Origin of the sequence: Paenibacillus sp. HW567, assembly GCF_000374185.1 — a bacterium.
In the GTDB taxonomy this organism is placed as follows: Bacteria; Bacillota; Bacilli; order Paenibacillales; family Paenibacillaceae; genus Paenibacillus_AQ.
On the sequence record NZ_KB910518.1, the window covers coordinates 3,865,120 to 3,892,050 of the forward strand.

Here is a 26,931-nt window from a genome sequence, read left to right on the forward strand (position 1 = left end):
ATAATCAGGTAGCGCTTGCGCTCTTGTTCTTCACCGGCGGCAGCAGCTTGGACATGTTCACGGTACGCTTGATTTCCCAAGTCTCAGGGAGGGCAGGATCGTACTGCTCCAGGTAGTTGATTACTTCTTTCGTAATTGGTGTAGGCGTAGAAGCGCCTGAGGTAACTCCCACTGTGGAGATTCCCTGCAGCCAACCGGTATTCAGCTCAGACACATCGGAAATACGGTGCGCAGGCACACCGGCAATTTCCTCAGACACCTGGGCCAGACGGTTGGAGTTATTGCTGCGCGGATCGCCGACAACGATAACAAGATCGCATTGTCCGGCCTGCTCCGCTACAGCCTCCTGACGCACCTGGGTAGCCATGCAAATCTCATTGTGCACTTCCGCTCCGGGGAATTTCTCCAGCAGCTTCTTCATAATGTGCTTAATGTCCCACTGGCTCATCGTAGTCTGGTTCGTGATCACAATTCGCGAGGAGGATACAGACAATTCGGAAATTTCTTCTTCCTTTTCAATCAGATGAACATGACCCGGCGCAATGCCGACAGCCCCTTCGGGTTCCGGGTGGCCTTTCTTGCCGATATAGATAATCTCGTAACCCTCTTCTGCCTTCTCCTTAATGAGATCGTGTGTCTTGGTCACATCCGGGCAGGTGGCATCCACTGTGGTCAGCCCTTTCGCCCGGGCCAGCCGGCGCACCTCCGGCGATACGCCATGAGCGGTAAAGATCACTGTGCCGCTGTCCACTTTATCCAGAATATCAAGACGGTTATGTCCGTCAAGCGTAATAATTCCATCGTCCTCGAACGAATTGGTGACATGGCTGTTATGCACAATCATGCCCAGTATATAAATCGGCCGGGGCAAATCAAGATTTTGCGCGGCCTGCCTTGCCATTACCATGGCATCGACGACGCCATAGCAATAGCCCCGGGGAGAAATTTTTATGACTTCCATGAATTCACCGGCTTTCTGCTGTCGTTGACTGCTGTAATAGGACCGTTTCTAATTATACCCTATTCCAGAGGCGGAGCAAAGAGAAGCGGGAGCCAGATCACAAAGGTAGTCCCCTCGCCCTGGCGTGTAACCACCTCTACGGAACCGCCGTGCTCATCAATAATCCACTTGGCAATCGACAGCCCCAGACCGATTCCTTCCGTAATTCCTCTCGATTCATCAGCGCGGTAAAAACGGTCAAAAATATGCGGAACCTCGTCCTTATCCATTCCAATGCCAGTGTCCGAGATGCGGATGCCCACCTGGTTCTGGTAAAACACAGCGTCCAGTGTAACCTCGCCGGATGGGGTGTATTTGAAGGCATTGTCAATAAAAATAAACATCATCTGCTGCAGATAATCCTTGTTGCCGACAATATATTTGCCGTTCAAATGGCTGAGGTCTCCTACGGACCATTCCGCCTGCCGCGGCAGGAAGGCCGCTCTGCGGGCTACTTCGGTCATCATCGGCTCCAGCGCCACCGGTTCAATGTCAAACGTCCGGCCGGTATCAGCCCGGGCAAGCGACAGCATGTCGGCAACCAGGCGGCTCATGCGCTTGGATTCGTCGGCGATATCCTTCACCGATTCAATCGACAGTTGGCGGATCTCCGCTTCTGTCATCCGGCTTTCGGTCGGTTCCATTTCCCAGACCTTTTGCAGCAGATCAATATTCCCGCGTATTGTTGTAAGCGGTGTCCGCAGCTCATGCGAAGCATCGGATACAAAGCGGCGCTGTGTAGCATAGGAATCCTCAAGCTCTGAATAAAAGCCTTCCATCCGCCCAAGCATGCTGTTGACCGTCTGAATCAGCCGTCCGATCTCATCCTGCGGTCCGTCATATACGATGCGTGAGCTAAGATCGGTTCCGGTCTGAATCCCGTTCGCCGCTTCAATGACTTTGCCGATGGGGCTCATTGCTTTACGGGCCAGGAACAGACCGAAGGTAAAGGCCGCGATAAGGGTAGCGAAGGAACCGACCATCAGGATGTTCTTCAGATTCACCATCAGCCGATCCTGCTCGCCCACGTAGGCTGCTACCTGAAGTACTCCGGGCAACGTGTCTTGTCCGTTAGGTACATCCACAGCAATCTGGTACATCAGAAATGGATTGCCATCGTAACTCGTCCGTATAAATCCCTGCTGATGCTTGACGACATCCTGGTCAGGAATTTTGAACTTAAGACCCAGGCTCTCCATATTAATGCTTGGAATCAGCGCCTTGGCATCGTAAACGTATATCTGCGCATACAGATTCTGTGCCTGAATCCCCACAAGATTGAGTTTCAGTGTACCATCAATGTTCCATGACGGTTTGAGCTGAACTTGATTCGACTGATCTTTCAATCGCTCTTTTATATCACCATAAGTATTAAAATATACAAATCCGTAAATTGCGGCTGATAAGGCCAGCAGCATAACGGCCAAAATCCCTGAATACCAAGCAGTCAGCCGCAATCGTATTGACATATTTAGTCACCTCTTAGGATGTAACCGGCTCCCCGGATCGTCTGAATCAGTCTTTTGCCGCCGTGCTCCTCGGTTTTCTGGCGGAGCATGGCAATGTACACCTCAAGCACGTTGGATTCCCCGCTATAGTCATAGCCCCAAATCTTATCCATGATCAAATCGCGGGACAGCACCCGCTTCGGATTCTGCATGAACAGATGCAATAGCTCGAACTCCTTCGCAGTCAGCTCCAGACGTTTGCCGCCGCGGGCAACCTCACGCGAATCAACATCAAGCGTAATATCCTCGTAGGCGACTGCCTGCTCCGAGCCGCCTCCCTGCTCGCTTTTGCGGCGCAGCAGCGCGCGCACCCGGGCCAGCAGCTCCTCCAGTGCAAACGGCTTCACCAAATAATCGTCTGCACCTAGATCAAGCCCTTTTACTCGGTGCTCAATTTCATCCTTGGCCGTTAGCATGAGTACAGGCACTGTGCTCCCGCCTTCGCGCAGACGCCGGCATACCTCGAAGCCGTCCACCTGCGGCATCATAACATCCAGCACAACCACATCCGGATCACTGTTTAATACAGCGCGCAAGCCGTCAGCTCCATTGGACGCAGTCTTTACGTCATAGCCCTCAAAGGCAAGACCGCGGCGCAGCATGGAAATAATCTTTTCATCATCATCAATTATCAAAATATTCGGTCGCATCCAGCAGCCCCCATTGTTCTAATCGTATATCTCTATTGTATCATGATTACAAGAATTAGCAGCCTGTCAAGTGGAAACGGCTACGCCGTCCTTGAAAGGACGGTATCCGTTTCAGCGAGAAATAGAAGGATAATTTATAGGGTGAAACATATAAATTCTTATATTTGCAGCAAAAGCGGAAGGGTCTCCCCTTCCGCTCTTCACTTCACCGTCCGGTGTGTTTACTGCCGCTGAGTTTGCGTTGTGTTGAAATCATTTTTGTTGCCGACGGTAACGGGAAGATCAAGATTTTTGCCGTTGCGAACAACGTTAAGGGTTATTTTGTCGCCTACCTTCAGCGTTTGAATATAGTTGATCAATTCCTGGCTCGTTGCATATTTCTTGCCGTTCGCCCCTGTGATGATATCGTAAGGACGGAGATCGGCGGTGTAAGCTGGCGATTTGAAGATAACCTCGGCAACCACGGAACCTTCTTTGATATTCGTTCCCATTTGTTTGGCTACCTCATCCGTAATGGTCATAAGCGATGCGCCGATGAATGGTACGGGTTGTTTTGGAATTGCCTGATTGGCTTCCAGCTTGTCAACCACTTGTTTAATGGTGTTCACAGCGATGGCAAAACCAATACCTTGTGAATCCGTGCTAACAGCTACGTTCATTCCGATGACCTGACCGTTCAGGTTCAGCAGCGGACCACCGGAATTTCCGGGGTTGATGGACGCATCGGTCTGCAGCAGATTTTTGTAATTGCGTGTGCCGCTGCCGTCTTCTTCATTGATATCAATGCTGCGGTCTTTCGCGCTGAGCACACCGGCTGTAACCGTATGGTCGAAGCCCTGCGGATTACCGATAGCCACCACTTCGGAGCCTACCTTGATACTGTCCGAATCACCAAGCGCCACTGTAGGGAAGTTGCTGCCTTCGATCTTCAGTACGGCCAAATCCAGGTCTTTGCTGGAGCCGAGCAGTTTAGCTTCGTAAGGCTTGGTGTTGCCGTCCACCGTGACTTGGATTACATCGGCATTATCAATGACGTGCTGGTTGGTCAAAATATATCCGGCTGAATCATAGATGAAGCCTGTTCCAATCCCGTAAGGAGTAAGCTGAGAAGAACTGTTGCCGGAATTGGATTGTGAATCCGAATTGTTGGACCCGGAAGAGCCGCTGCCGAATTGATCACCGAAGAAGAACTGCGAGAAAGGATCGCTCAGATTCGGATTATTCGAGCTTCTGCTGGAATTCGTTTTCACCAGTGTCTCAATTTTGACAACCGCCGGTCCAACAGCATCTACTACTTTCGAAGCATCGGTTGTTCCGGTGAGCAGCGTTGTCGTTGATGCCGCAGGTGTAACGTTCGCGCTGCCGTTAGCCGTCTTTGCCGCTGTATTTGACAATGCCGGTGCAGCCACCGGATCTCCTGTGAACCAGTTGCCGCGATCCGCCATGAACATCGAACCCGAAAGCACGATCATCCCGGCCAGAAAAGAAATCAAAACCGCTTTTACAGGCTTCTTGGGCTTGTGGTTGTATTGCCAGCCGTTGCCACCCTCTGAGCCGTTGCCGCCGCTACCTCCGCTTCCATCGCTGCCGTTGCCGCCAAAGCCCGTTGTGCGGAGTGAAGTGCTGTAAGGAACCGGTCTGACCGGCTGCGGCGGATTAACTTCTACGCGCTCCGGTTCCCGGCGGTTGTAGTGCTGCGCATCGTCTGTATTCGTGTCATCATTGTTCAAGGATTTAAAAGGTCCATAGGAATAATAGTAGGAGGATCCTGCTTCAGGCGTTTCATTATTATTGCTGTTTGTATTGTTATCCCATTCCCGATTCCGATCCGGTGACGGTTCATTATCACGATTAAAGTTGTTCTCACGGTCAAAGCTGTTTTTGTTGTCGTCCATGTTTTTCTTTCCTCCCGCACCCTGCCGTCTCTGGCAAGGAAGTAATTTGTTTTCATGGTCTTATTGTGTACTTTGAACCTTAAGGTCACATTAAAAACAATTTAAACGGAGATAAAAGATGAAAGTGGGTGGGGGGGCCCTAGTGTCAGGTTCCACCGCTGTTGAACTCTTGTTCCCTGAACTTACCCTTGCGGGTGGAACAAGAGTTCAAAGGCGGCCGTAAACTTTCCACTCTGACACTAGGGCCCTGGGCAGGGAAGCAGGGATGGAACATTCGCTATTGTAATCGCGAATGGATAGAGGGGGAACGCTCCGCTCCCCCCTAAAAAAAGCCCGAGCGCACAAAACGCGCCGGGCTGAAAACAAAAACTATAAATTATACTCGATTACATTTTAGAAATGAGAGTTACGCTACCGAAAGTAAAGCTATAGAAAGCTTCCTCCATAACTTAATTGCACTTCGTACATTTAAATCAGCGAATTTTGCCGCATCCGGCGGGATAATTGTACTCCGTACATTTATTTTCCCCAAATTGTTCAGTAAAGAGCTTATGCTCAAGATTTAATTGTACTGAATACAGTTAGAACAAAATAATAGCTGGATTCACGCGAAATAGCTGCACGGAATACAATTGGATGTTTATAGGCTCGGATAAATCCTCTGGCAAACTTCTTGATTTCACCACAAGCGGCTCCTTAACCCTGAGCCCAGCCCTTGCGGTGGGCGTATATCGCCAGTTGGGTGCGGTCATCCAGCTCGCATTTCATCAGCAGGTTGCTGACATGCGTCTTCACAGTCTTGATGCTGATGTGCAGCTCCTCGCCGATGTCCTTGTTGGTTTTGCCTTCGGCAATAAGCAGCAGCACTTCCTTCTCACGCTCGGTCAGGCCGGAGGAATCCCCCTGCACGGTACGCTGGCGGATGCCACGGGTCAGGGCCTGGGAGACATCGCCGGTCATTACCGGCATGCCGCGGAATGCCCCTTGCAGCGCGTAGATCAGCTCCTCGGCAGAGACGGTTTTGAGCACATAGCTGACCGCCCCGGCTTCGATGGCATCCACAACGAGATCATCCTCCAGAAAGCTGGTGAGAATGACAATTTTGAGGCCCGGAAATTCTGCCAGCACAGCCCGCGTAGTCTCTGCACCGTTCATCATCGGCATCATCAGATCCATCAGCACCAGATCAGGCAGGGCATCCTGGCCCCAATCGCGCAGCATGCTTAGTGCGGTCTGCCCGTCCGCCGCCTCGCCAATCACCTCAAACATCGGGTCCAGCATCAAATATGTTTTGAGGCCCATCCGAACCATATCATGATCATCCACAAGCAGCACTTTTATCATACTCATGTTCTCTCCCCTCAACTCTTATCATACACTGGTTCTGTCCATGCTCAGGCCTCCGCAGAAGCGGCATCGTCCGGCTCCGGGTTCCCCTGCACAAATTTCGGTATATGTACGCGGATTGTAGTTCCTGCTCCCTTGCGGCTGATAATCTCCACTTGACCGCCGAGCTTTTCTGCACGCTCCCGCATGGTAGTCAGTCCATAGGAGCCCTGCTTGTGCTGCACATGCTCGAAGCCCTGCCCGTCATCGCTGATGCTCAGTACAACCTGCCTCGGCACTTCACGCAGCGACAAGCTGACCACACGCGCGCCCGCATGCTTAACAATATTCGCCATAGATTCTTGAATAATCAGGAACAACTGGTGCTCAATCGCTTCGGACAGCTCGCCTTGCAGCTCCAGCTCCTTGACGCCTTTAAGTCCGTTCTGACGGCAATAATCCGGGAACCATTTTTCGAGCGCCTCGAATAGATTGCGGCCTTCCAGCTCCACCGGACGCAATTGGGCAATCAGTGCCCTCATCTGCTTTTGTGCCATTTGCGACATGGTGATCAGTTGATTCATGACCGTCTGCCCATGCTCCGCATTCCGCTCCAGCACTTTAGGCAGCGAAGAAGCGGACATATGAATCGCAAAAAGCTGCTGGCTCACCGTATCATGCAAATCCCGGGCCATTCGCCTCCGCTCTTCAAGCACCGCGCTCTCCGCTGCCTTTTCCTTCTCAATCACTTCCTGCTCACCCAACCGCTGCAGAAGCTGCATCTTATTCTCGACTGTATCCATCATCATATTGAACTCATGATACACTCTTGCAAAAGACTGGTCATCGCTCTCCGGCATCCGCACGGAAAGATTGCCTTTGGCCACCTGCAGCATATTCAGGTCCAGATGATCAATCCGCCGCTGAATCCGCTGCCCGGCCATATAACCGATCACCACTGTGAACAGCACAATTCCAAGGCAGAGATACAGCCACATGCGGTAATCCTGAACCTCGATGTAGCCAAGGCATGTCCCGGCATACATAATTCCGGCGGTCACTGCGCCGCTAAGCAGAAAATATACCAGCAGCATCCATTTGGTGTTGCTTAATAATCTCCCCATGCTTAACCTACCGTTTTGACTTTAACGTCGCCGATGAAGGCACTTACGTTAATACGGATTTTTTTGCCGGCTTCCTTATAATAAGGCGTCTTGCACTGCACACTGCCCATGAACCCGCTGCGCGACTGATCCAGCACCTGCATATCCCCGATAAACGAGCTGCTGTGTACCGACACACCAAGATCCATATCTTCCGGAATGTACACCTTGATGTCGCCCACAAAAGCAGAAATATTAATCTTCGTCTCGCCGTAAGCAATTTGCGCATTCGTAAGGTCCAATACCGTATCGCCGATAAACTGTGAAATATTGGTATTCTTTAGTTGAAAATGCTCCTTGCCCATATGGACATCCCCGATAAAAGCCGAACGGTGCGTCGATTCCTTAGGGTCGCCCGATTCATGAAACTCCTCATGCCACTCGCCATGTCTGCGGCTGTGACGTTCATTCCGCTCCTGGCGTCTGCGTTCATGCCGCTCACGGTTTTCCTGCCAGCGTGCTTCCTTAGCAGAATGAAAATGGCCTTTCTTGCCCTGATCTTCTTCCTCTTCCTCCTCATCTTGCTTGTGCAGATATTCATTCCAATCCCGCTTTTCGGCCGGTTTGCCGAATTTCTGCTCGAACTGCTCATCCAGTGTGGATTCCAGCGGCTTAGGCGGCTCGACATTCTCAGTCCTTTTGCCTGGACCAGGCGGATAGAAGCTTGGCGGTGCTGGCGGTGCCGGAGGGGCTGGCGGTGGTGGCGGAGTTGTGCCCCGGGGCTTAAAAATAACATACAGCCCGCCACCGATCAGCATGACCGGAATAAGCAACTTGAAGAACTCGCTTGCGGAAACATCGAACCAGTCCAAGTTGCGCCCTAAGAAAAATAGCCCGATGGCCAAAAAGAAAAATCCTCCAAGCATAGATGAAAATTTTGCGCCGCGATCATCCGTGGATAGAAAGCGCTGCACACCCATTATAATAAGAATAACTGGCCAATAGTCCGAGAACAGTGAGCCTATATTTACGTCGGTATAGCCCATCTGTCTAAGCAGGAACAGCGCTCCCAGTCCGATTAGGATCAGTCCCCCAAGGATCTGGCTGGTGAACCGTCTTTTCATCCTTCATTTCCCCTTTTAGTTAGTGTAAGTCATCCTTCTTCACTCTTATAGCCTTAGTGTACAGGAAGATGCTTGCCGAGAACAGCGGCGAGAGAATGAAACACGCCTCCGTCTCGGGACGGAGGAAACAAAAACAGCTCAAATAAAAAAAGAACTGCCTCCTGCAGCTAATTAGCTGATGGGAAACAGTCCTTGTCTGTCAGCAGTTGCCTGATGACTTACAGCATTATTGCTGCGGTTTTTGCGCCGGTTTGGAGAACGTATTGCTGCTCTGTTTGGTCAGCGTATCATTTTCAGCAGCAAACTCCGCATTAAATTTCTCATTCGGTGTTTTATAGTTTTCTTGTACCTTTGGTTTCTTAGCCACGGAATCTTCACCTCCCTTTTCTCTCATAGGAAGAGGCCAGTGCTTGGCCCCAGTCCGTATTATGAGAAGTGCAGGGCCGGATTATACATGCTAAGTGAAAAAAGATTCAAGCCGCGGATTTATTCCGCAAGACTGTTAGATCACTTCTTCCAGCAGATACTGCGGAATAGCGTTGTGGGTTTGAATTGCTTTGCCGAGACTCTTCAGCATGCTCTCCGTACATTTTCCGTTGCCGCGTTTGATGAGCTGAACCACCACTGATTTTTTGCCCCATTCCTTATAGACCTGCTTGGTAGTGGCAAAATAGAGATCAATCTTACGCCCTTTGATTGCGGAACCGGTATCTGCTACTACCGCATAGCCGTAGCCCGGGATATACAGGACACTGCCAAGCGGAATCACCTTGGGGTCCGCCGCAATCGTAGATACGGCATTTTTGTCTCTGCGCACTTTGACGCCCGAGTAGGTTATGCCGTACTCCGGATGCTTTGAAGTTTTGCCCGTGGACTCAAATCCGGCAGTATAGCCGGTTGCCGTCACTTTCAGTGAAGTGATAATCTGCTCTGGTTCAGGTGCAGATACCGGTACGGACACAGGCGGCTTGGATGAAGATTTAGCCGGCTGCTTGACAGCCTCCGATGCCGCTGTGGGCTTCGGAGCATTCGTTGCTGCCGGCTGACCAGACTTTGCCAGCGCCTCTGAGCGTACAACTTCTCTGGAAAGGGCGATATTGCTTAATGGTGCAGAACCCTTTGTATTTTGTAAATCCAATGACCTCGTTATGCTGCTGCTTAGCTGACCTGCAGTGTCCTCCGTCCCGCTCGCTTCCACCGGCTTGCGTCCGAAATCAGGATAGATGCCGACTGCTGTCAGCAAAAGCACAACAGTGACGAAAAGACACCAAAACCTCTGGCATAAGCCCATTTTGTTCATTAGTTAAACCTCCCCCTATTAGCGAAGGTTTCCCGATTCACAAAATTTTATACATGAAGCTCAAAACAAACTGGCTCCATGTGGCATATGACAGAGGCTGATTAGGGAATATGAACGTTACGGAAGCTACAGCAGCAGTCCTGTTAGATTACGCGTTCGGCAATTTCCTGAACCAATGTAGCAATAACTTCCTGCAAAGGCTTAGCTCCGATATCGCCTTCTCCGCGTTTGCGGATCGAGACGCTTCCGGCATTCATTTCATTCTCGCCGACTACGAACATATATGGAAGCTTCTCAAGCTGCGCTTCACGGATTTTGTAGCCCATTTTCTCGTTGCGCAGATCCACTTCCGCCCGGATGCCGCTTACGAGCAGCTTCGCAGCCACATCCTTCGCGTAATCATCAAAGGCTGAGGAGACAGGAATAATCTTCACTTGCTGCGGAGACAGCCACAGCGGCAGCGAGCCGGCAAAGTTCTCCAGCAGGAAGGCGACAAAACGTTCCATAGTCCCAAGGATACCGCGGTGCAGCACGACAGGACGGTGCTTCTGACCATCATCTCCGACATACTCCAGTTCGAAGCGCTCAGGCAGCAGGAAGTCAATTTGTACCGTGGACAATGTTTCTTCTTTGCCAAGCACGGTTTTGATCTGCACGTCCAGCTTCGGACCGTAGAATGCCGCTTCGCCTTCCGCTTCATAGAACGGCAGACCAGCTTCTTCCACTACCTCACGCAGCATTCCTTGTGCAGTTTCCCACATTTCATCGTTCGGATAGTATTTCTCAGTATCCTTAGGATCACGGTATGAGAGGCGGAAACGGTAGTCGGCAATCCCGAAATCGCTGTATACCTGCTTGATCAGCTCAAGCACGCGGGTAAATTCGCTCTTGATCTGATCAAGACGGCAGAAGATATGGGAATCATTCAGCGTCATGGAGCGCACACGGTGCAGACCAGTCAACGCTCCAGACATTTCATATCTGTGCTGAATCCCCAGCTCCGCGATGCGGATCGGCAGATCGCGGTAGCTGTGCATCGAGCTTTTATAAATCATCATGTGATGCGGGCAGTTCATCGGACGAAGCACAAATTCCTCATTGTCAATCGACATCTTGGGGAACATATCTTCCTGGTAATGCTCCCAGTGACCGGAGGTTTTATACAGTTCTACATTACCTAGCACCGGAGTGTACACATGCTGGTAACCAAGACTTGCTTCCAGATCTACAATATAACGCTCCAGGATGCTGCGCAGCTTAGCACCTTTTGGCAGCCAGATCGGCAGCCCTTGTCCTACCAGTTGATTAAAAGTGAAAATCTCCAGCTCTTTGCCCAGCTTCCGGTGGTCACGTTTTTTCGCTTCCTCCAGCAGGCGCAAATGCTCGTCAAGCTGTGCCTTTTTGATCCAGGCCGTGCCATATACGCGCTGAAGCATCTTGTTCTTGCTGTCGCCGCGCCAGTAAGCTCCGGCTACGTTCATCAGCTTGAATACTTTGATTTTCGCTGTGGACGGTACATGCGGGCCGCGGCAAAGGTCGAAAAATTCGCCCTGCTCATAAATTGTAATAACGCTCTCTTCAGGCAGCGCCTCGATCAGCTCCAGCTTGTAAGGATCGCCAAGCTCACCGAATCTGTCGAGCGCTTCCTTGCGGCTGACCTCTTTGCGCACAATCGGCAGATTCTCCGAAATGATACGCTCCATTTCCTTCTCAATCTTCAGCAGGTCCTCGGGATTCAGCGGATGCTCCAGATCCATATCATAGTAGAATCCATCCTCAATCACCGGACCTACGCCAAGCTTCACTTCTTTGGTTCCGAACAAGCGTCTTACCGCCTGGGCCATCAGATGGGCAGTACTATGGCGCATCACTTCGAGACCTTCCGGTGAATCCAGAGTAACGATCTCAACCAGCGCACCCTCCTCAAGCGGTGTGGACAAATCAACAACGATTCCGTTGAGCTTGCCTGCTGCGGCATTTTTGCGCAGTCCGCTGCTGATTGAAGCTGCTACATCGTCAATGCTGCTGCCGTCGGCATATTCCCGGACCGAGCCGTCCGGCAGTTTGATATTTACTGACATTGTTATTCCTCCTAAAAGTTTTGTGAGCCTGGGCTCCACTGAATTTGCTTCGAGCAAAACTGGCTTCGGAAGCATAGCCTAAGTTTTGTGACCTATATTACGGAACGGAAATGTCTGCGCACACAAAAAACACCCGTCCCGCGAAGGGACGAGTGATTGCACCCGTGGTTCCACCCAAATTCGATTCCAAGTTCTTGCCGGAATCCTTCGTCAGCATGGGAATAACGGCCATGAACCGGCGGTTCTTACTGTCCGGGCAAGCGGTCTGTAATTAAACAGCCTGCAGGAGTTCATAACCGCAGCTACAAAGGGGTAGATTGATAACTGGTACCGGAGGAAATTTCAGCCTGAGGTTCCCTCTCTCTGAAGCGGTCCTGAAGTAACAATCCATGTCTTTGTCAAAGCTGATAGCGTGAATCTTGTGTAATTATAAATCTGACTCAGGCCTTCCGTCAAGTCAGACACAGCCTAAAGTTCTCAATACTTGGTGTAGAACTGACAAGCCTCGACATGCTACCCGCATAACCACCGCCGGTATAATGCATCCGGAGCTGAAGCGCCCTCTGCCCTTCGCATTACTCCTCCCGGCGTTTCCGTTCAGGCAAGCGGCCTGCGCGTTTCAAAGACTCACGCAGCAGGTACTCGATATGCCCGTTCACGCTGCGAAATTCTTCTCCCGCCCATCGTTCCAGCGCTTCGTGCAGCTCGGGGTCGATCCGCAGCGGAAAGCTCTTTTTGGCCGCCATGACGAACCGCCTTTAGTACAACGAGCCGGCGTTAATCACCGGACTCGCTCCGCGCTCAGACACAATCGCCACCATTAGATTGTTGATCATCGCTGCTTTGCGTTCTTCGTCAAGCTCCACTACTCCGTTCTCTTTAAGCTGACGGATTGCCATATCGACCATGCCGACAGCTCCTTCCACAATGATCTGCCGTGCGGACAGAATGGCTGAGGCCTGCTGGCGCTGGAGCATGGTGCTGGCAATTTCCGTTGAATAAGCAAGATGGGTCAGCCGCGCTTCAATAACCTCCACGCCGGATATCGAGAGGCGCTCCTGCAATTCGACAGCCAGCTCCTTGGCAATCTCATCCGCATTGGCCCGCAGGGACATGCCGGATTCGGTAAAGTTATCGTATGGATATTTGCTTGCCACATGGCGCAGCGCCGTCTCGCTCTGAATTTCCACGAAGGCCATGTATTTATCGACATCAAATAAGGCCTTGGCCGAGTTAATGACCTTGAATACTATGACTGCGGCAATCTCAATCGGGTTCCCTTCCACATCATTCACCTTCAGTTTGACACTGTTGAAATTGCGTACCCGCAGCGACACTGTCTTACGGATGCTGAACGGAATGACTGCAAACAGGCCACTGCTGGCAATTGTACCGACATACTTTCCAAAAAAGGTCACCACTACCGATTTATTCGGCTGCACTACTGAAATACTTGTGCAAAGCGTAGCCGCTATAACGAAAAGGATAACAGACACTGCGACATATTCATTAGCTGCGCCATAAATTCCACCCGCGATACAGATAGCAATCAAAGCGATAACCCAAAAGCCGCTGACCGGATGCAATATTTTCTCCTTCATCAAAAACGCCTCCATAAAGATATTTATTTGATATGATTATGATATCACTTTTGGATATACCTGTAAACTAAAAAATCACAGCATTTTCTCTGTTTTTTTAATACTATAAATCTGCCAAAGGTCATGCCTGCACTATTTATTCTAAAAAGGAAGTGAAGCACATGAGTGTCAAAGAACAAGTACTGGATATTATCAAAGCTTCAGCAACCCCGCTCAGCGCAGGTGAAGTGGAAAAGCTCTCCGGCCTGGAACGCAAAGCTATCGACAAAGCCTTCACCGAGCTAAAGAAGGAAAATGCGATTGTCTCTCCCATCCGCTGTAAATGGGAAGCCGCTGTTAAGGACGCTTAACAACACCAAAATTACAATGCTGTGATCACTACAGCATTCTTGCAATGTAAGGATCTGCAAGAAAATACCATGATCCTATTAAAAAAAGGTGTTCCGCTCTCATCCGGAGATGAAAGCGAAACACCTTTTTGTGTTGATTTTTGTTAGCGATCAAGCATTAGGAAGCTTTGTTCTGAAGCATACGGTAAATGATTACCGCTGCTTGAGCACGGGTAGCATCGCTCTTCGGCGCAAACTTCTCGCCAGCCACACCGTTAACAATTCCAAGCTTAGTCAGTTGACCTACAGCCTCTTGAGCATAAGAAGCGATTTTGGATTTGTCTCCAAAGCCTGCCAGAGCAGCAGTAGTATCAATTGGCTGCAGTTGATTCTTGATTGCAGCATAAATCATGATTGCCATTTCTTCGCGGGTCACTTCACGGCCCGGTTCAAACTTGCCGTTACCGGAACCCTTGATCAGACCGGCTGATACTCCCGCCGCAATTGCATCGGAGTACCATACGCCCTGCTTCACATCACTGAATGCAGCAGGTGTTCCTGTAGCACTAAGATTCAGAGAACGAACCAGCATTGTGATGAATTCCGCACGGGTTACTGTTTTGTTAGGTGCGAAGTTGTTGCCATCCAGACCCTTCACAATACCTTTGGCAGCCAAAGAGCTAATAGCCTCTTGTGCCCATGCCACTTTACCCAGGTCCTTAAAGTTCGCTGCAGTTGGAGCAGGTGTTGCTGTTGGCTTTACACTCGGTGCAGGTGTTGCCGATGCAGCCGGTGTTGCCGTAGGAGTAGGTGTTGGTGTTGGTGTTGCCACAGTACCTCCTCCTCCTCCTGGATTGGAAGTTGGAGCTGGAGCATTAGTATTATTGGTGATTCTGCCTTCGATCTTCGCTGTGATTTGACCGCCCTTGAAAGTGTTCTTAACGTAATCGTAGAAGACATCCAGGTCAATCGGACCAGCCAGGGATTGACTGGCTTCAGTCAGTACTTTATAGTTGTCGCCGCCTGCAGCCATGAAGTTGTTAACTACCGCAGTATAGCTTTGAGTCATGCTGATTGGTGTTCCGTCTGTCTTGGTAAGAGTAGCGATACGATCAGCAACTGGCAAATACATGTTAGCCGTATATTTCAGGCCGGAAATTTGCAGTGTCTTGATGTCTGCAGTTCCATCAGCCTTGGTTGCCCATTGCTGTTGCAGCAGTTTCTTAATTTGTTCACCGGTAAGAGTAAGCTTCACAAGCGTGTTGCCAAATGGCTGAATCTTGGCCAAGTCACCGAAGGACACATTGCCTTTCGGAAGATCAGCACGGATACCGCCCGGATTCATAAAGGCGAAATCAGCAGGCCCTTTGCCATCATCGAATTTAGCCTGACGCATAGCATCGGCAATCAGGTTACCCAGAGCAGCCTCATTATTGTAAGCATCTGTACGGGTAACTGTACCGTCTGTAGTACCTACAGGCAGAGCAAGCTCAGGGTGAAGCTTCAGATATTTGTCCACCAGGGCCACAGTATCCGCGTCTGGAGTCACGCCATCCTGGAAAGTGCTAGTTACAGTAGCTGATTTAGTTTTGACGTCTTTGGTAACAGGGTCGATAACCAGTCTAATGTCCTCGAACGCTGTGCCGTAGGAATATGCCTGAACAATCAGTTTTCCATTCACTAGACCGTTAGCGAGAGCATGATTGTCACCAGCGACAATTACATCAACTGGTGAATCCTTCGGAAGCGCATTGGCCAAATCAGCAGCTTCTCCCGTAGTCACATCCCCTTTGGTTGTAGCAGGATCATGGGCAAGAACAATAATCGTTTGGACTCCTTTGGCCTGAAGTTCAGCCGCATATTTGTTGATCGCAGCAACTTCTTCTTCGGGACTAAGGAATTTCACACCGGCTGTGCCGGCTGGAGATACTTTACTTGGAGTAGCTTTGGTAACGACACCGATAAATCCAATTTTTACTCCGCCAACCTCTTTGATTACATAAGGGTTGATAATTGGTTTTCCGGTTTCCTTGTCAACCGCATTGGCATTGACATAGTCGAAATTCACAGGTAAGTGCGTAATCTTGTTATTAACAGGGTCCACACCGCCAAAGATTTGTGCCTTCAGCGCTGCCACCCCCTGGTCAAACTCATGATTGCCCAAAGACCCGACATCAAATTTCATCATGTTCATCCATTCAAGTGTCGGCTTATCACGCTCCATTGAGGATACCGGAGCAGAAGCACCAACTGAGTCTCCGTTGTGAACAAGCAATGTGTTTGAATATTTCTCGCGTGCTGTTTTCAGATAAGTCGCTAGAATAGCAGCCGTACCTACTGGCTTATCACCAACATAAGAAGTTGTATCCAATTGTCCGTGGAAGTCATTGATTCCAAAAATATGAACCTTGATATCATTGCTTAGATCCAGGTTATAAATCTCGAAACCTTTGTTATCCTGCGTGCCTGTATCAGTAATTCTCTCATCCTTAGGAAGTACCGCCTTGGCTTTTGGAGAAGAAGGGAAAGTTAAATTGACATTTCCTTCGATAGGCAGGATGGACCAGTTGTTGTCTGCCGGCTGGCTTACCTTACCCGCTTCCTTGATATAATCCATCAGAACCTGACGGTTCTCTTCCAGTGTATCAATAATCGGCGTAATGCCCTTGAGACCCGGGAAGTTACCTCCGCCGCTTGCACGGTAGTTATTGGTAACGACGATAAAATCCTGATTCATATCAAGCGGCTGGCCGCCATACGTAATCGAAGTTACCCGGCTGGAATTATTATCATTAATTGAGCCGTCCGGATTGTACTTAGCATTTTTGGTTACATCAATCTTGTATTGAATCCCATCAATAACGTCGAAATTGTACACAGCAAATTTGGAATTGAGCAGTGCCTGCGGCGTAGTGACATTTGGATCAATTTTATTGTATGCGCCCGCACTCATCTCTACCCATTCTTTTACCGTAGAACCCTTGACCAGAACTGCTTTCAGCGTATTGTCATAAAGGTACAGATCACTCGCGCTGCGAATAGTCAGTGGTCCTGCCGCTATTTCAGTGTATTCATCAGGACCGTTGCGTCCAGCCTTGAATGGTGCGCCTACACTAAGAATTGGCAATTTTCTATAATCGGTATAAGCCGAGTCAGTGTTGATCAAGTTCGAAACATACTGCTGCTGAGCATAGGTCACGATCTGAACAGTCGGATCATCCTGCACCATAGCAAAGTAGCTGTTCATAGGAACATCTGTTGTACCCAGCGGTTGATTGACATAGGCAATCGTTGCTTGATGATCAGCAGCAACAGCAGCGTCCACTTCAGCATCTGGTTCAACTGTAGAGTAGTTCACCTTATCTACTGTTTTGTAAATTGAACGTGTCGATGAAAGGGAAGCAGATTTGTCTACCATCCAGTGTCCGCTCTTATTCGGGTCTGGAACAATTGCAAGGTCAATCAGACCCAGATACCCCCCGCCGTAGCCGGCTTGGACAGCCGGAACACCGTTGATCTGGCCTTTGACATTGTCAATGCCCGGAAGTACTTTGCCAGATGTATCTTTGAACAATGCGTCCAGAGAATTTTCATCCGCAGCAGGGAATACCTTATGGGTATGGGAGAATGTAATGGCATCAATGTCAGGAATCTTACTGAGTGCATTGATGTCATTTTCTGAGCCGTCACCCTTCACTGCGGACGCGTCATATCCAGTATGCGCCATAGCAATAATAATGTCGGCACCTTCGGCCTTCATCTTTGGAACAAATTTTTCGGCTGTTTCAGCAATGTCCTCGGTGGTCACTTTACCTGTTAGATTGGCTTTGTCCCAGTCCATTATTTGCGGCGTTACCAAACCAAGAAGACCAACCTTAATTTCGTGTTCGCCCCCGGTACTGTCTTTAACTGTCTTTTTTATAATTTTGTATGGAGTAAAATAATTATCATGACTTGTAGCATCATACACATTCGCATTCAGAAAAGAAATATTTGTATACGTAGCAGATGTTACACTTGCCAGATAGTTCAGACCATAGTTAAATTCATGGTTTCCGAAGGTCGCCGCATCATAGTGCATGGCATTCAGGGCAGCAATCATCGGATGGATTTTGTTCAGCTTGCCTTCTGAATCAGCTTGCTTCGCCGAGTAAGTGCCCAGCGGTGTTCCTTGAATCAAATCTCCGTTGTCGAGCAGGAGATTGTTGACACCTTTTTCTTCGCCACGGGCTGCTTTGACCAAAGTTGCGGTCCGGTCCAGTCCCACTGTCAAAGATGGAGCACCTTTAAAGTAATCCCAGCCCATCACATTGGTGTGAACATCCGTGGTGCTCATCAAGCGAAGGTTAATCGCTCCAGAAGCTGCTGTTTCAGCACCAGCCGCGGCTGCTTTGCCCGCCCCCAAAATTGGTCCTGCAAAAACTCCGCCTAACACTTGTGCTGCCAGGACTGTGGTCGCCAATACAGAGGCTATCGGCTTGTTCCAACTTCTTTGTGCCATAAGTTAGATATTCCTCCCCATATATTTCTTAATACTGACCGCAAAATTGTATCATACCCAAAAATAGTAATCTAGCAGAAACCATTAAATCTAATAAATAGTTGTGTAAAATATCATATTTTCTCCCGCAAATTTGGTTAAATCGCCCTATATGGTTTTACAAAAAACAAAAAACGTCCGCCCCTGACGAGTTCTATAGAGAAATCACTCAAGGATGGACGCCGCAAAAAAATGTTACACATAACGTTATGAATACATGGGTATCACTCTAAAATTAGTTCTGCATCACAAAATCATTGTCAATTTTCGCGTTCGCATCGTTAAATACAGTATCAATTTATCAAGTGCTGAATGTCATTTAGTGGAGCTACCCAAACAGATTATATGAGTGATACCTCCCTAAGCTGGACATTTTGATTAAAATAATTGTATAGGTTTTATTTAATCACTAACCTAAAACAAATTATTTAAGTTTGAATTAAGAAGAGTTTTCAATATTCTGTTGCAAATATTTCCTCATTTCTATCGTTAAGAAATGTTATTTTTAATTGAGCAGTAGGATTCCATATTCTATAATCTTTTATAATCAAATACTTCTCGCCCGTGTATTCATACTCTCGTATTTTTCCATCAATCATTACTGTATACGTTTTAGCATATCTTAAGACTTGTGCGTTATTGATTATAAGCCCAATCGAACCTTTTTCTAAGCCACCAATAACTATTTTATCTCGTATCATCCCACTAGATTTACTGTATTCAGAGGAACTACGGTAAACATAGATATCAGGAGAACTAAAAATGTAATACTCCTTACTATTTAACTTTTGTATTGAGACATGTTCTAAATTCTTGCTATTGATAAAATTATCTAATTCTTTTTCGGTAACAGGACCCGAATTTTGACATCCTGATAAAAATAACAAAAAACAAAAAAGTATTAAGTATCTCAAATTGAGTTTCATTAAACCTCCAAATGGAAAGCCTGTATTTTGTAAAATATGTAGTCTAAACAAATTATATATGGTGGAAGGAACAGTTTACAATAACAGTTCAATCTTCGTTATTACTTTTTCGGATCCCACAACACTTAATTTTCTCCTTGTCTTCCATACGACAAAGAACGCTTATCCATAACTAATCCTCTCCATTCGGATTAATATTGAACAAGCGTTGTAGTTGTTTTTATCAAAATAACGGGGTAAATACTCCATCTTGTGTAGCACATACCCGCTATTTCTCCTACGAAGTATTTACCCTATTATGCGTAAACCGCCACTAAAATATAAATTAGTTCTGCATCACAAAATCATTGTCAATCTTCGCGTTCGCATCGTCGAACACCCGCAGGATGTCGTAGCGCGTGTTGCGCTGTGCCGGAATCTTGCCCGCTTCACGGATGAGCTGGGTAATTGACTCGATGTTAACCTTGTAGGTCGCACCCGCCGACGATACTACATTCTCTTCAATCATTGTGCTGCCGAAGTCGTTGCACCCGTATTGCAGGGACAGCTTGCCGACCTCAGGTCCCATCGTTACCCAGGAGGATTGGAAGTGCTTGATATTGTCCAGCACCAGCCGGCTGATTGCTACGGTCTTCAGGTACTCTTCGGGCGTCTGTCTGTCCAGCTTCAGGTTCGTATTATCCGGCTGGAAGGTCCAGGAAATAAATGCCAGGAAGCCTTCGGAGTCATACTTGTTCGCAATGCATTCATCCTGGGCTTCACGTACCCGCAGCAGATGAAGCGCCCGCTCCTCCATGCTCTCGCCAAGGCCGATTACCATCGTAGCTGTTGTATTCATGCCGATTTTGTGTGCGGTCTGCATGACGTCCATCCATTGCCGCCAGGAGCCTTTGAGCCGGCTGATCTTGCGACGGGTCCGGTCATCCAGAATCTCGGCGCCGCCGCCCGGAAGGGAATCGAGGCCAGCGGCGTGAATCTCGCGGACAACCTGTTCCAGCGGCAGGCCGGATACTTCGACCATCTTCATAATCTCCGCAGGCGAGAAGGAATGCATGGTAATCTCCGGGAATCTCTGCTTAATGCCGCGCAGCAAATCCGTATAATAGCTGAATGGCAGGTTCGGATTGGTTCCCCCCTGCATCAGAATCTCTGTACCGTTCACGGCAATCGTCTCGGCGATTTTCTGATAAATGGCTTCATCGGGAAGAACATAACCCTCGTCAGAACCAGGTCTGCGGTAGAAAGCACAGAACCGGCAGTACACATCGCATACATTCGTATAGTTGATATTGCGTCCAATGACGAAGGTAGCCAGCGGGTCCGGGTGCCAGCGTTTCATAATAATATCAGCGGCAGCGCCCATTTTCTCAATTTCATTGCTTTCGAACAGCCGGATTGTGTCCTCCAACCCGAGACGTTCGCCTTTAAGCGTCTTATCCAGAATAAGATCTATAGCACTCATCGTTCGCAGTCTCCTTTTAAGCCCAGAAAAATAGGGTAGATGAAATTAAATTTGTACTATTTCAGCGTGAAATCTAAAACAAATATATAAGCCCGTTGCTTCATCGTATCACAATCAGGGCGGCTTGAAAAATCCTAATTTTAAAATAAAACAGCAGCGCACGGGATGTCGCTGCTGCCGAATCTTCTTATTCTTCAGGTCATGCCTGGCCGAATACTATGCTTCCAGCTCAAGCCGTGCAGCTTCCAGCGCCTGGGCGAGATCTGCGATCAGATCATCCGCATGCTCAATGCCGACGGAGAAGCGCAGCAGGCGGTCGTCCACGCCAACCGCATCGCGGATCTCTACCGGAATATCCGCATGGGTCTGTACTGCGGGGTAGGTCATAAGCGACTCCACGCCGCCCAGGCTTTCGGCGAAAGCGATCAGCCGGATATGACGGAGCAGCGGCTCGACGTAACGGGCATCTTTTACCTTAAAGGAGAAGATGCCGGTGTTGCCTGAGGATTGGCGGTTCTGAATCTCATAACCCGGGTGGTCCGGCAGTCCGGGATGGAAAACCTCCGCAATAGCCGGATGCCCCTGCAGATAATGGGCCAGCGTCAGCGCATTGCTCTCATGCCGCTCCATGCGCAGCGCCAGTGTCTTCATGCCCTTCATCAACTGGTAGCTGTCATTCGGCGCAAGCACAGCACCCAGCGAGTTATGCAGTATAGCCATTTCCGCCGACAGCTCAGCGCCTTTGGTTACGATCAGACCAGCGAGAACATCGTTGTGGCCTCCCAAGTATTTGGTCGCGCTGTGGACGATAATGTCCGCACCCAGCTCCAGCGGCCGCTGGAAGAACGGTGTGAGCAGTGTATTATCGACAATCGTGAGCAAATCGTGCCGGCTGGCCCACGTAGATACGGCGGCGATGTCCGTAATCATCATAAGCGGATTGGTCGGCGTTTCAATAAATACCGCCTTGGTGTTCGGACGCCGCGAAGCCTCCAGCCCGTCCAGATCATTCGTGTCCACATAGGACGCGCTGATGCCGTATTTGGAGAGAATCCGCTCCAGCAGACGGTAGGTTCCGCCATACAGATCCAGCGACACCACCAGATGGTCGCCTTGTCCAAACAGAGCAAATACCGTAGTCAGCGCAGCCATCCCGGAGCTACAGGCAAAGGCGGCATCCCCGGACTCCAGTTCCGCAGCGGCCTCTTCCAGCACCCAGCGGGTAGGGTTCTTCGTGCGGATGTAATCAAATCCTGTGCTCTGTCCGAGCCTCGGGTGACGGAATGCCGTCGCATTGTATATCGGATAGTTAATCGCCCCCGTCGCCGGGTCTTCCATTGAACCCATCTGCGCAAGTCTGCTCTCAATCCTCAGTTTCTCGTCCATTGCTGTTGCCTCCTAAGTGTGGTGTACGTAAATCTCTTCTATATTTAGAATACTAAATAATCGGCCTGGTCTATATCGTAAGGAGTCTCCTGGTATACATAGTAATTGAGCCAGTTAGAGAATAATAAGTTGGCATGGGCACGCCAGACCGCCGGCGGTGTGCGCTGCGGATCATCCTGAGGATAGTAATGCTTCGGAATCGCAATATCCATTCCTTTGGCGATATCCCGGTCATACTCCCATTTTAACGAGAAGGGATCATATTCGGAATGTCCGGTTACAAAAATCTGCTTGCCGTCAAGCGTCGAAACCAGATACACTCCAGCTTCCTCTGATTCGGCAAGAATCTGCAGCCCTGGATTGGCAAGAATATCTTCGCGCGAGACATCCGTGTGGCGGGAATGCGGAACATGGAATACCTCGTCAAAGCCGCGCAGCAGCTTAACGTTAGCTTGGTGTACTGTGTGCGAAAAAACACCGAAGCATTTCTCGTCCAGATCCACCTTGCGCACACCATAATGATGATACAGTCCGGCTTGGGCCGCCCAACAGATATGCATGGTCGAGGTCACATTTTGCTTGCTCCATTCAAAAATTTCTTTCAGTTCTTCCCAGTAGTTCACATCCTCGAATTCGAGCTGCTCTACGGGAGCGCCGGTAACGATCAGTCCGTCAAAGCGGCGGTCGCTGATTTCGTCAAAGGTTTTATAAAAGCTCTTCAGGTGCTCTGCCGAAGTGTTCTTGGAGGTGTGGGAGCTGGGATGCAGCAGCACAACATCCACCTGAAGCGGTGAATTTCCGACCAGTCGCAAGAGCTGTGTCTCCGTCGTTTCCTTGGTAGGCATCAAATTCAGGATCGCAATCCGCAGTGGACGGATATCCTGGTGGAAAGCCTGGCTTTCATCCATTACAAAAATATTTTCTCCGGACAAAACCTCTTTGGCCGGCAAGCTGTCAGGAATTTTAATTGGCATTGTAATGTCCGCTCCTTCTGTTCATGAGAATATCAAAAAGACCCTTCTCCGGGGAGAAAGGTCATATATCTGCAGTCATATGCGCCTCTCTCATCTGCCAGAGAACTTATGCCGGGCGGTCTAAGGCCATCCGTGCAAAGCTTCCGCAAGAATTAGCACCGTGCGTTAACACGCCGGTTGCCGGGTTTCATCGGGCTAGTCCCTCCACCTGCTCTTGATAAGATTTAGCTGTATTCAATTGAGAAAAAGACACACAAACGTTGAATGCTTTTCTTAAAATTCACTTTAAATCATGAACCTCCCTTTCGTCAAGTCCATACAATGCTTAAGGGCCTCTGAAACCCCCGAGAATTTAGCTTGAAAGACCCAAACCCGGGCGTTATACTAGACAAGTGTTTCACACCCTATGTGACGAAAAGAAGAGGTGAGAGAGGAATGGAAGGCGACCCGAGTTCGCAGTTGAATGTCCAGAAGGAACAACCACACAGGATTAACATCAGCTTGCCGGCGGCGGGAGCGTCTCTTCTTCATGCCCTCGAACCATCATTTGGCCTTTTTCATTGATCGTACCACCGGCCAAGCTGATTTTTCCCTGTGGCTAAATTAGCACATCCCTGGAGAAGATCAGGGACAGAAGGAGTGGAATCAGATGAAAATCCGGCTGGTAAACGCAGGGGTTTTTACGCCTGTTGATGACATTGAAGAAACGTTGACCGCCCCTGCGGAAGGATTTTATTGGATTGATGCGGATGTGGAGGACCTGGAGCTGCTTCAGCCTTTGTACAATCTGCATGATCTGGCCGTGGAGGACTGCCTCAGTGAAGAGGATCAGCGTCCAAAGATTGAAATTTATGAAAGTCATTATTTTATTGTGGTGAACAGCATCCGTTTTGATGATGAGGAAATTTTCCTCCGTGCGCTCAACATATTTCTGGGCAGACATTTCATTATTACGGTCACCAAGCAAAAGATCAATGAGCTGCGCGTCCTGAAGCCCATACTGTGGGAGCAGGAGGTCAGCGAGCCGGACCGTTTCCTGTATCTGCTGATCGACCTTGTCGTAGACAATTATTTCTCCGTCGGCGACCGGATTGAAGCGCGGATTGAGAAGCTGGAAGAGGATATCCTGATGCACACCAAGAAATCGCATCTTAGCGAGATCATCGGTCTGCGAAGTGAAATTCTCTGGCTCAAGAAAATGCTCGGACCGCAAAAGGAAGTTATCAATACGCTGAACAAAAAAGACCTCCGCCTCATCGACGACCAGTTGCAGAAGTATTTCAGCGATATTTATGAAAATGCGGTCAAGATCTCTGAAACCTTCGAAACGTACCGCGATCTCATGGGCAACTTGCGCGAAGCCTATCAATCCAGTATCGCCAACCGCGCCAATGAAATCATGAGAGTATTTACGGCCATTACCACGATATTCATGCCGCTGACCGTCATCACCGGTATCTACGGTATGAACTTTGAAAATATTCCTGAGACACATTCAAAATACGGCTATTATGGAGTAATCGGCGTCATGGTGACGCTCGGCTGCGGAATGCTGGTTATTTTCCGCAAGAAGGATTGGCTATGAACATAAACGTACGAATATGCAGGACGAAGGCTCCGGGTTACCGCAAGGTAAGGAAGCCTTCGTCTTTTTGGTATGCTGCTGTTACTTCATACGCTCGAACAATCGTTCCGCATCCTCGCGTTTGCACAGCTCCCGCTCCGGATTCATCACTGCTGCCGCTCCAGAGGCAACGCCGAACTGAACCGCCCTGCGGAGCGGCCACCCCCGTTCCAGGCTGTAGACCAATCCGCCCACCAGACTGTCACCTGCTCCCACCACACTCAGCACAGGAACCTCAGGGGCCTGGATATGTTCACAGGTGTCTTTGGTAATAAGCAGCGCTCCTCTGCCGCCCAAGGAAACAACGACCACTTCAGTACGGCCTTGCTCAATCAGCTCCAGCGCAGCCGCCTGTACCTCCTCATCACCAGAGATTTCACGCCCGGTCAGCTCTTCAAGCTCGCGCACGTTCGGCTTAAGCAGATAAACTCCCGCATCAGCAGCCAGTTGCAGAGCTTCCCCCGAGGTGTCAACGATGACCCGGGCATTCCACTGCTTGGCAGCTTCCACCACCCTGCCGTAAAAATCCGCAGGACAGCCCGGAGGCAGACTGCCGCTGGCAACAATATAAGTTGGGGTCACCACCACCGATTTCAACTGCTCCAGACACTGCATCCAATCGCCCTGCGCGAAATGCGGCCCCGGCATGTCGAACCGGAACTGCTGTCCGGTGGATTCCTCCACGACAATCAGATTTTCCCGGGTCTGCCCCGAAATCGGTATCTCCTGATGGCTCACGCCCTCCTGTTCGAGCATGTGATGCAGCAATTGTCCATGCAGTCCTCCCGATGCATACAAAGCCAAGGACTCGCCGCCTAATCTGTGGACCGCCCGCGACACATTCACTCCCCCGCCTCCCGGTTTATATGAAGCTTCCCGGCAGCGCAGCTTATTGTCAGGGACAACCCGCTGGGTACTTGTGCTGGCATCTACGCTGGGGTTAACCGTCAACGTTACGATCATAGGTACATCTCCTTTTTTGAGTGTATACACGTATGATACTGCATTGTTTTATTTTTTCCTAAAGTGGTGGACAATACCATGAATTCGTCCTTAAGGGTCAGTGCTATCTATAGATTCGTCGCAAGCCCTAACTGTACCGCCTGCTCCCGACGGTAACGGATGCGGATTAACCGCAAACGCTCATAGTACATATCCAGACCTTCTGCGGGCGAGAACGCTTCTCCATACGCTTTGTAAAGCACAGGCTTCAGAAAGGCATCGCCCATAAGTTCATAGGCGGTCCAGATGTTATCTTGCTCGCTAAGGGAAACATTACCCAGCTCATGGGCAATAAGCTTCTCCACGGAATAGCCGTCCTTTTCCAGTTCCTCCACACCCTCCAGCACTTCACGGCGGCTTACACCGCTCAGCGCCTTAAGCTGCTCAATGCCCAGGCCCTCCTCAATTCCCTGCAGCAGCATTCTCCGCAGACGCATACGCTCAAGCTGCTTCTTGTACTTAATTTCTTTCTGTTTATATTGCCAGGATACAAAGCTGTCCTCATCAACGGCTGCATGCACCCAGTTCAGCGGATAGCTGATCTCCCGGTGAGCTGCGGAGGTAATATTCAGCCAATCTCCGCCATACTGCGAGGCCTTGCCCTCACCCACACCGGGAATTTGCAGCAGCTCCTCCGGTGTGCGGGGCAGAAAAGTGCTGAGCATGCGCAGGAGACGGTTGCTGGCCAGAATATAAGGCGCCTTCCGTTCACTGGAAGCCTTGCCCCTCCGCCAGGCGCACAGCTCGTCATAGACAGCTTCATTGCCAAAGTGCTCGCTGTAGTATTGCAGCTTGAGCTGCTCCTGGCTCCGGCTGCCGGACAAGCTGTCCTCTTCAGGGAACATGCCATCAATGAGCGGCCTGTAGCCGTCTCCCATCTTCACAGCCAGCTCATGACGGTATACACATAATAATTCATTCCAGGAGCCGCCTTCATACCACAAGCTGTCTCCCCTTTCCTCCGTACCGGCGAAATCGCGCCAGCCCAGATGCCAAATGCCCTCATCCTCCCCAATCCATAGCTGGGCAAATACCTCGTGGTCCGCCCCGGAAATTCTGGACAACCGGTTCATAAACACAATCTGCATTCCAATCCCTAC

At 49.6% G+C, this 26,931-nt stretch carries 21 protein-coding genes and 1 riboswitch; of the genes, 2 read left to right on the forward strand and 19 right to left on the reverse strand.

The features are described 5' to 3' along the window. Positions 1–4: 4 nt before the first annotated feature. From B212_RS0117615 to B212_RS0117670, 12 genes are all read right to left on the reverse strand, one after another. Positions 5–961: a 4-hydroxy-3-methylbut-2-enyl diphosphate reductase gene (locus B212_RS0117615; RefSeq protein WP_019912272.1), complete on the reverse strand. Its 957-nt coding sequence runs from the start codon at positions 959–961 to the stop codon at positions 5–7. Positions 962–1,020: 59 nt separating this feature from the next. Continuing rightward, entirely contained in the window at positions 1,021–2,469 is a 1,449-nt protein-coding gene (locus tag B212_RS0117620; protein WP_019912273.1) for a sensor histidine kinase, read from the reverse strand. Positions 2,470–2,471: 2 nt separating this feature from the next. Then, a complete protein-coding gene (locus tag B212_RS0117625) occupies positions 2,472–3,158 on the reverse strand; it encodes a response regulator transcription factor (RefSeq protein WP_019912274.1) in 687 nt (228 codons plus the stop codon). A 221-nt stretch (positions 3,159–3,379) separates the two neighbouring features. Continuing rightward, entirely contained in the window at positions 3,380–5,053 is a 1,674-nt protein-coding gene (locus B212_RS0117630) for a S1C family serine protease (RefSeq protein WP_019912275.1), read from the reverse strand. Between the two features lie 696 nt (positions 5,054–5,749). Beyond that, complete coding sequence (locus tag B212_RS0117635; RefSeq protein WP_028530902.1) at positions 5,750–6,403, reverse strand: response regulator; 654 nt, start codon at positions 6,401–6,403, stop codon at positions 5,750–5,752. Between the two features lie 44 nt (positions 6,404–6,447). Then, a complete protein-coding gene (locus B212_RS0117640) occupies positions 6,448–7,503 on the reverse strand; it encodes a HAMP domain-containing sensor histidine kinase (protein WP_051128179.1) in 1,056 nt (351 codons plus the stop codon). Between the two features lie 2 nt (positions 7,504–7,505). After that, positions 7,506–8,606, reverse strand: coding sequence for a cell wall-active antibiotics response protein LiaF (liaF, locus tag B212_RS0117645; RefSeq protein WP_019912279.1), 1,101 nt, complete (start codon positions 8,604–8,606; stop codon positions 7,506–7,508). A gap of 226 nt (positions 8,607–8,832) precedes the next feature. Then, positions 8,833–8,973 carry a hypothetical protein gene (locus B212_RS34585; protein WP_019912280.1) on the reverse strand — a complete coding sequence of 47 codons (141 nt, stop codon included), beginning with the start codon at positions 8,971–8,973 and terminating at the stop codon, positions 8,833–8,835. Between the two features lie 135 nt (positions 8,974–9,108). Beyond that, positions 9,109–9,702 (reverse strand): 3D domain-containing protein, encoded by a 594-nt coding sequence (locus tag B212_RS35740; RefSeq protein WP_442950117.1) that lies wholly within the window; start codon positions 9,700–9,702, stop codon positions 9,109–9,111. Between the two features lie 347 nt (positions 9,703–10,049). Continuing rightward, positions 10,050–11,987: a threonine--tRNA ligase gene (gene thrS / locus B212_RS0117660; protein WP_019912283.1), complete on the reverse strand. Its 1,938-nt coding sequence runs from the start codon at positions 11,985–11,987 to the stop codon at positions 10,050–10,052. 575 nt (positions 11,988–12,562) lie between these two features. Beyond that, complete coding sequence (locus B212_RS33905; protein WP_019912284.1) at positions 12,563–12,733, reverse strand: toxin-antitoxin system HicB family antitoxin; 171 nt, start codon at positions 12,731–12,733, stop codon at positions 12,563–12,565. Positions 12,734–12,745: 12 nt separating this feature from the next. Beyond that, on the reverse strand, positions 12,746–13,588 hold the full coding sequence (locus B212_RS0117670) for an SPFH domain-containing protein (protein ID WP_019912285.1): 843 nt from the start codon (positions 13,586–13,588) through the stop codon (positions 12,746–12,748). Positions 13,589–13,749: 161 nt separating this feature from the next. On the opposite strand from B212_RS0117670, the gene B212_RS0117675 reads away from it, so the two are divergent. Beyond that, positions 13,750–13,938, forward strand: coding sequence for a hypothetical protein (locus B212_RS0117675; RefSeq protein ID WP_019912286.1), 189 nt, complete (start codon positions 13,750–13,752; stop codon positions 13,936–13,938). A gap of 157 nt (positions 13,939–14,095) precedes the next feature. On the opposite strand, the gene B212_RS35435 is transcribed toward B212_RS0117675, so the two are convergent. The 5 genes from B212_RS35435 to metA form a co-directional block, all read right to left on the reverse strand. Next, on the reverse strand, positions 14,096–18,418 hold the full coding sequence (locus B212_RS35435) for a bifunctional 2',3'-cyclic-nucleotide 2'-phosphodiesterase/3'-nucleotidase (protein WP_019912287.1): 4,323 nt from the start codon (positions 18,416–18,418) through the stop codon (positions 14,096–14,098). 491 nt (positions 18,419–18,909) lie between these two features. Then, on the reverse strand, positions 18,910–19,383 hold the full coding sequence (locus tag B212_RS0117685) for a hypothetical protein (RefSeq protein ID WP_019912288.1): 474 nt from the start codon (positions 19,381–19,383) through the stop codon (positions 18,910–18,912). Between the two features lie 325 nt (positions 19,384–19,708). Next, positions 19,709–20,845, reverse strand: a complete 1,137-nt coding sequence (mqnC, locus tag B212_RS0117690; protein ID WP_019912290.1) for a cyclic dehypoxanthinyl futalosine synthase — start codon at positions 20,843–20,845, stop codon at positions 19,709–19,711. A gap of 216 nt (positions 20,846–21,061) precedes the next feature. Continuing rightward, a complete protein-coding gene (locus tag B212_RS0117695; RefSeq protein WP_019912292.1) occupies positions 21,062–22,231 on the reverse strand; it encodes a PLP-dependent transferase in 1,170 nt (389 codons plus the stop codon). 44 nt (positions 22,232–22,275) lie between these two features. Then, positions 22,276–23,205, reverse strand: a complete 930-nt coding sequence (gene metA, locus B212_RS0117700) for a homoserine O-acetyltransferase MetA (RefSeq protein ID WP_019912293.1) — start codon at positions 23,203–23,205, stop codon at positions 22,276–22,278. A gap of 87 nt (positions 23,206–23,292) precedes the next feature. Next, positions 23,293–23,429: riboswitch (SAM riboswitch) on the reverse strand. 425 nt (positions 23,430–23,854) lie between these two features. Between metA and corA the strand changes: the two genes are divergently transcribed. Further along, positions 23,855–24,790 carry a magnesium/cobalt transporter CorA gene (gene corA, locus B212_RS0117710; protein WP_019912295.1) on the forward strand — a complete coding sequence of 312 codons (936 nt, stop codon included), beginning with the start codon at positions 23,855–23,857 and terminating at the stop codon, positions 24,788–24,790. A gap of 81 nt (positions 24,791–24,871) precedes the next feature. Here the strand turns inward: corA and B212_RS0117715 are convergent, their stop codons facing one another. Further along, positions 24,872–25,792, reverse strand: coding sequence for a 1-phosphofructokinase family hexose kinase (locus tag B212_RS0117715; RefSeq protein ID WP_019912296.1), 921 nt, complete (start codon positions 25,790–25,792; stop codon positions 24,872–24,874). Between the two features lie 107 nt (positions 25,793–25,899). Continuing rightward, positions 25,900–26,919, reverse strand: coding sequence for an HRDC domain-containing protein (locus B212_RS0117720; protein WP_019912300.1), 1,020 nt, complete (start codon positions 26,917–26,919; stop codon positions 25,900–25,902). Positions 26,920–26,931: the final 12 nt, after the last annotated feature.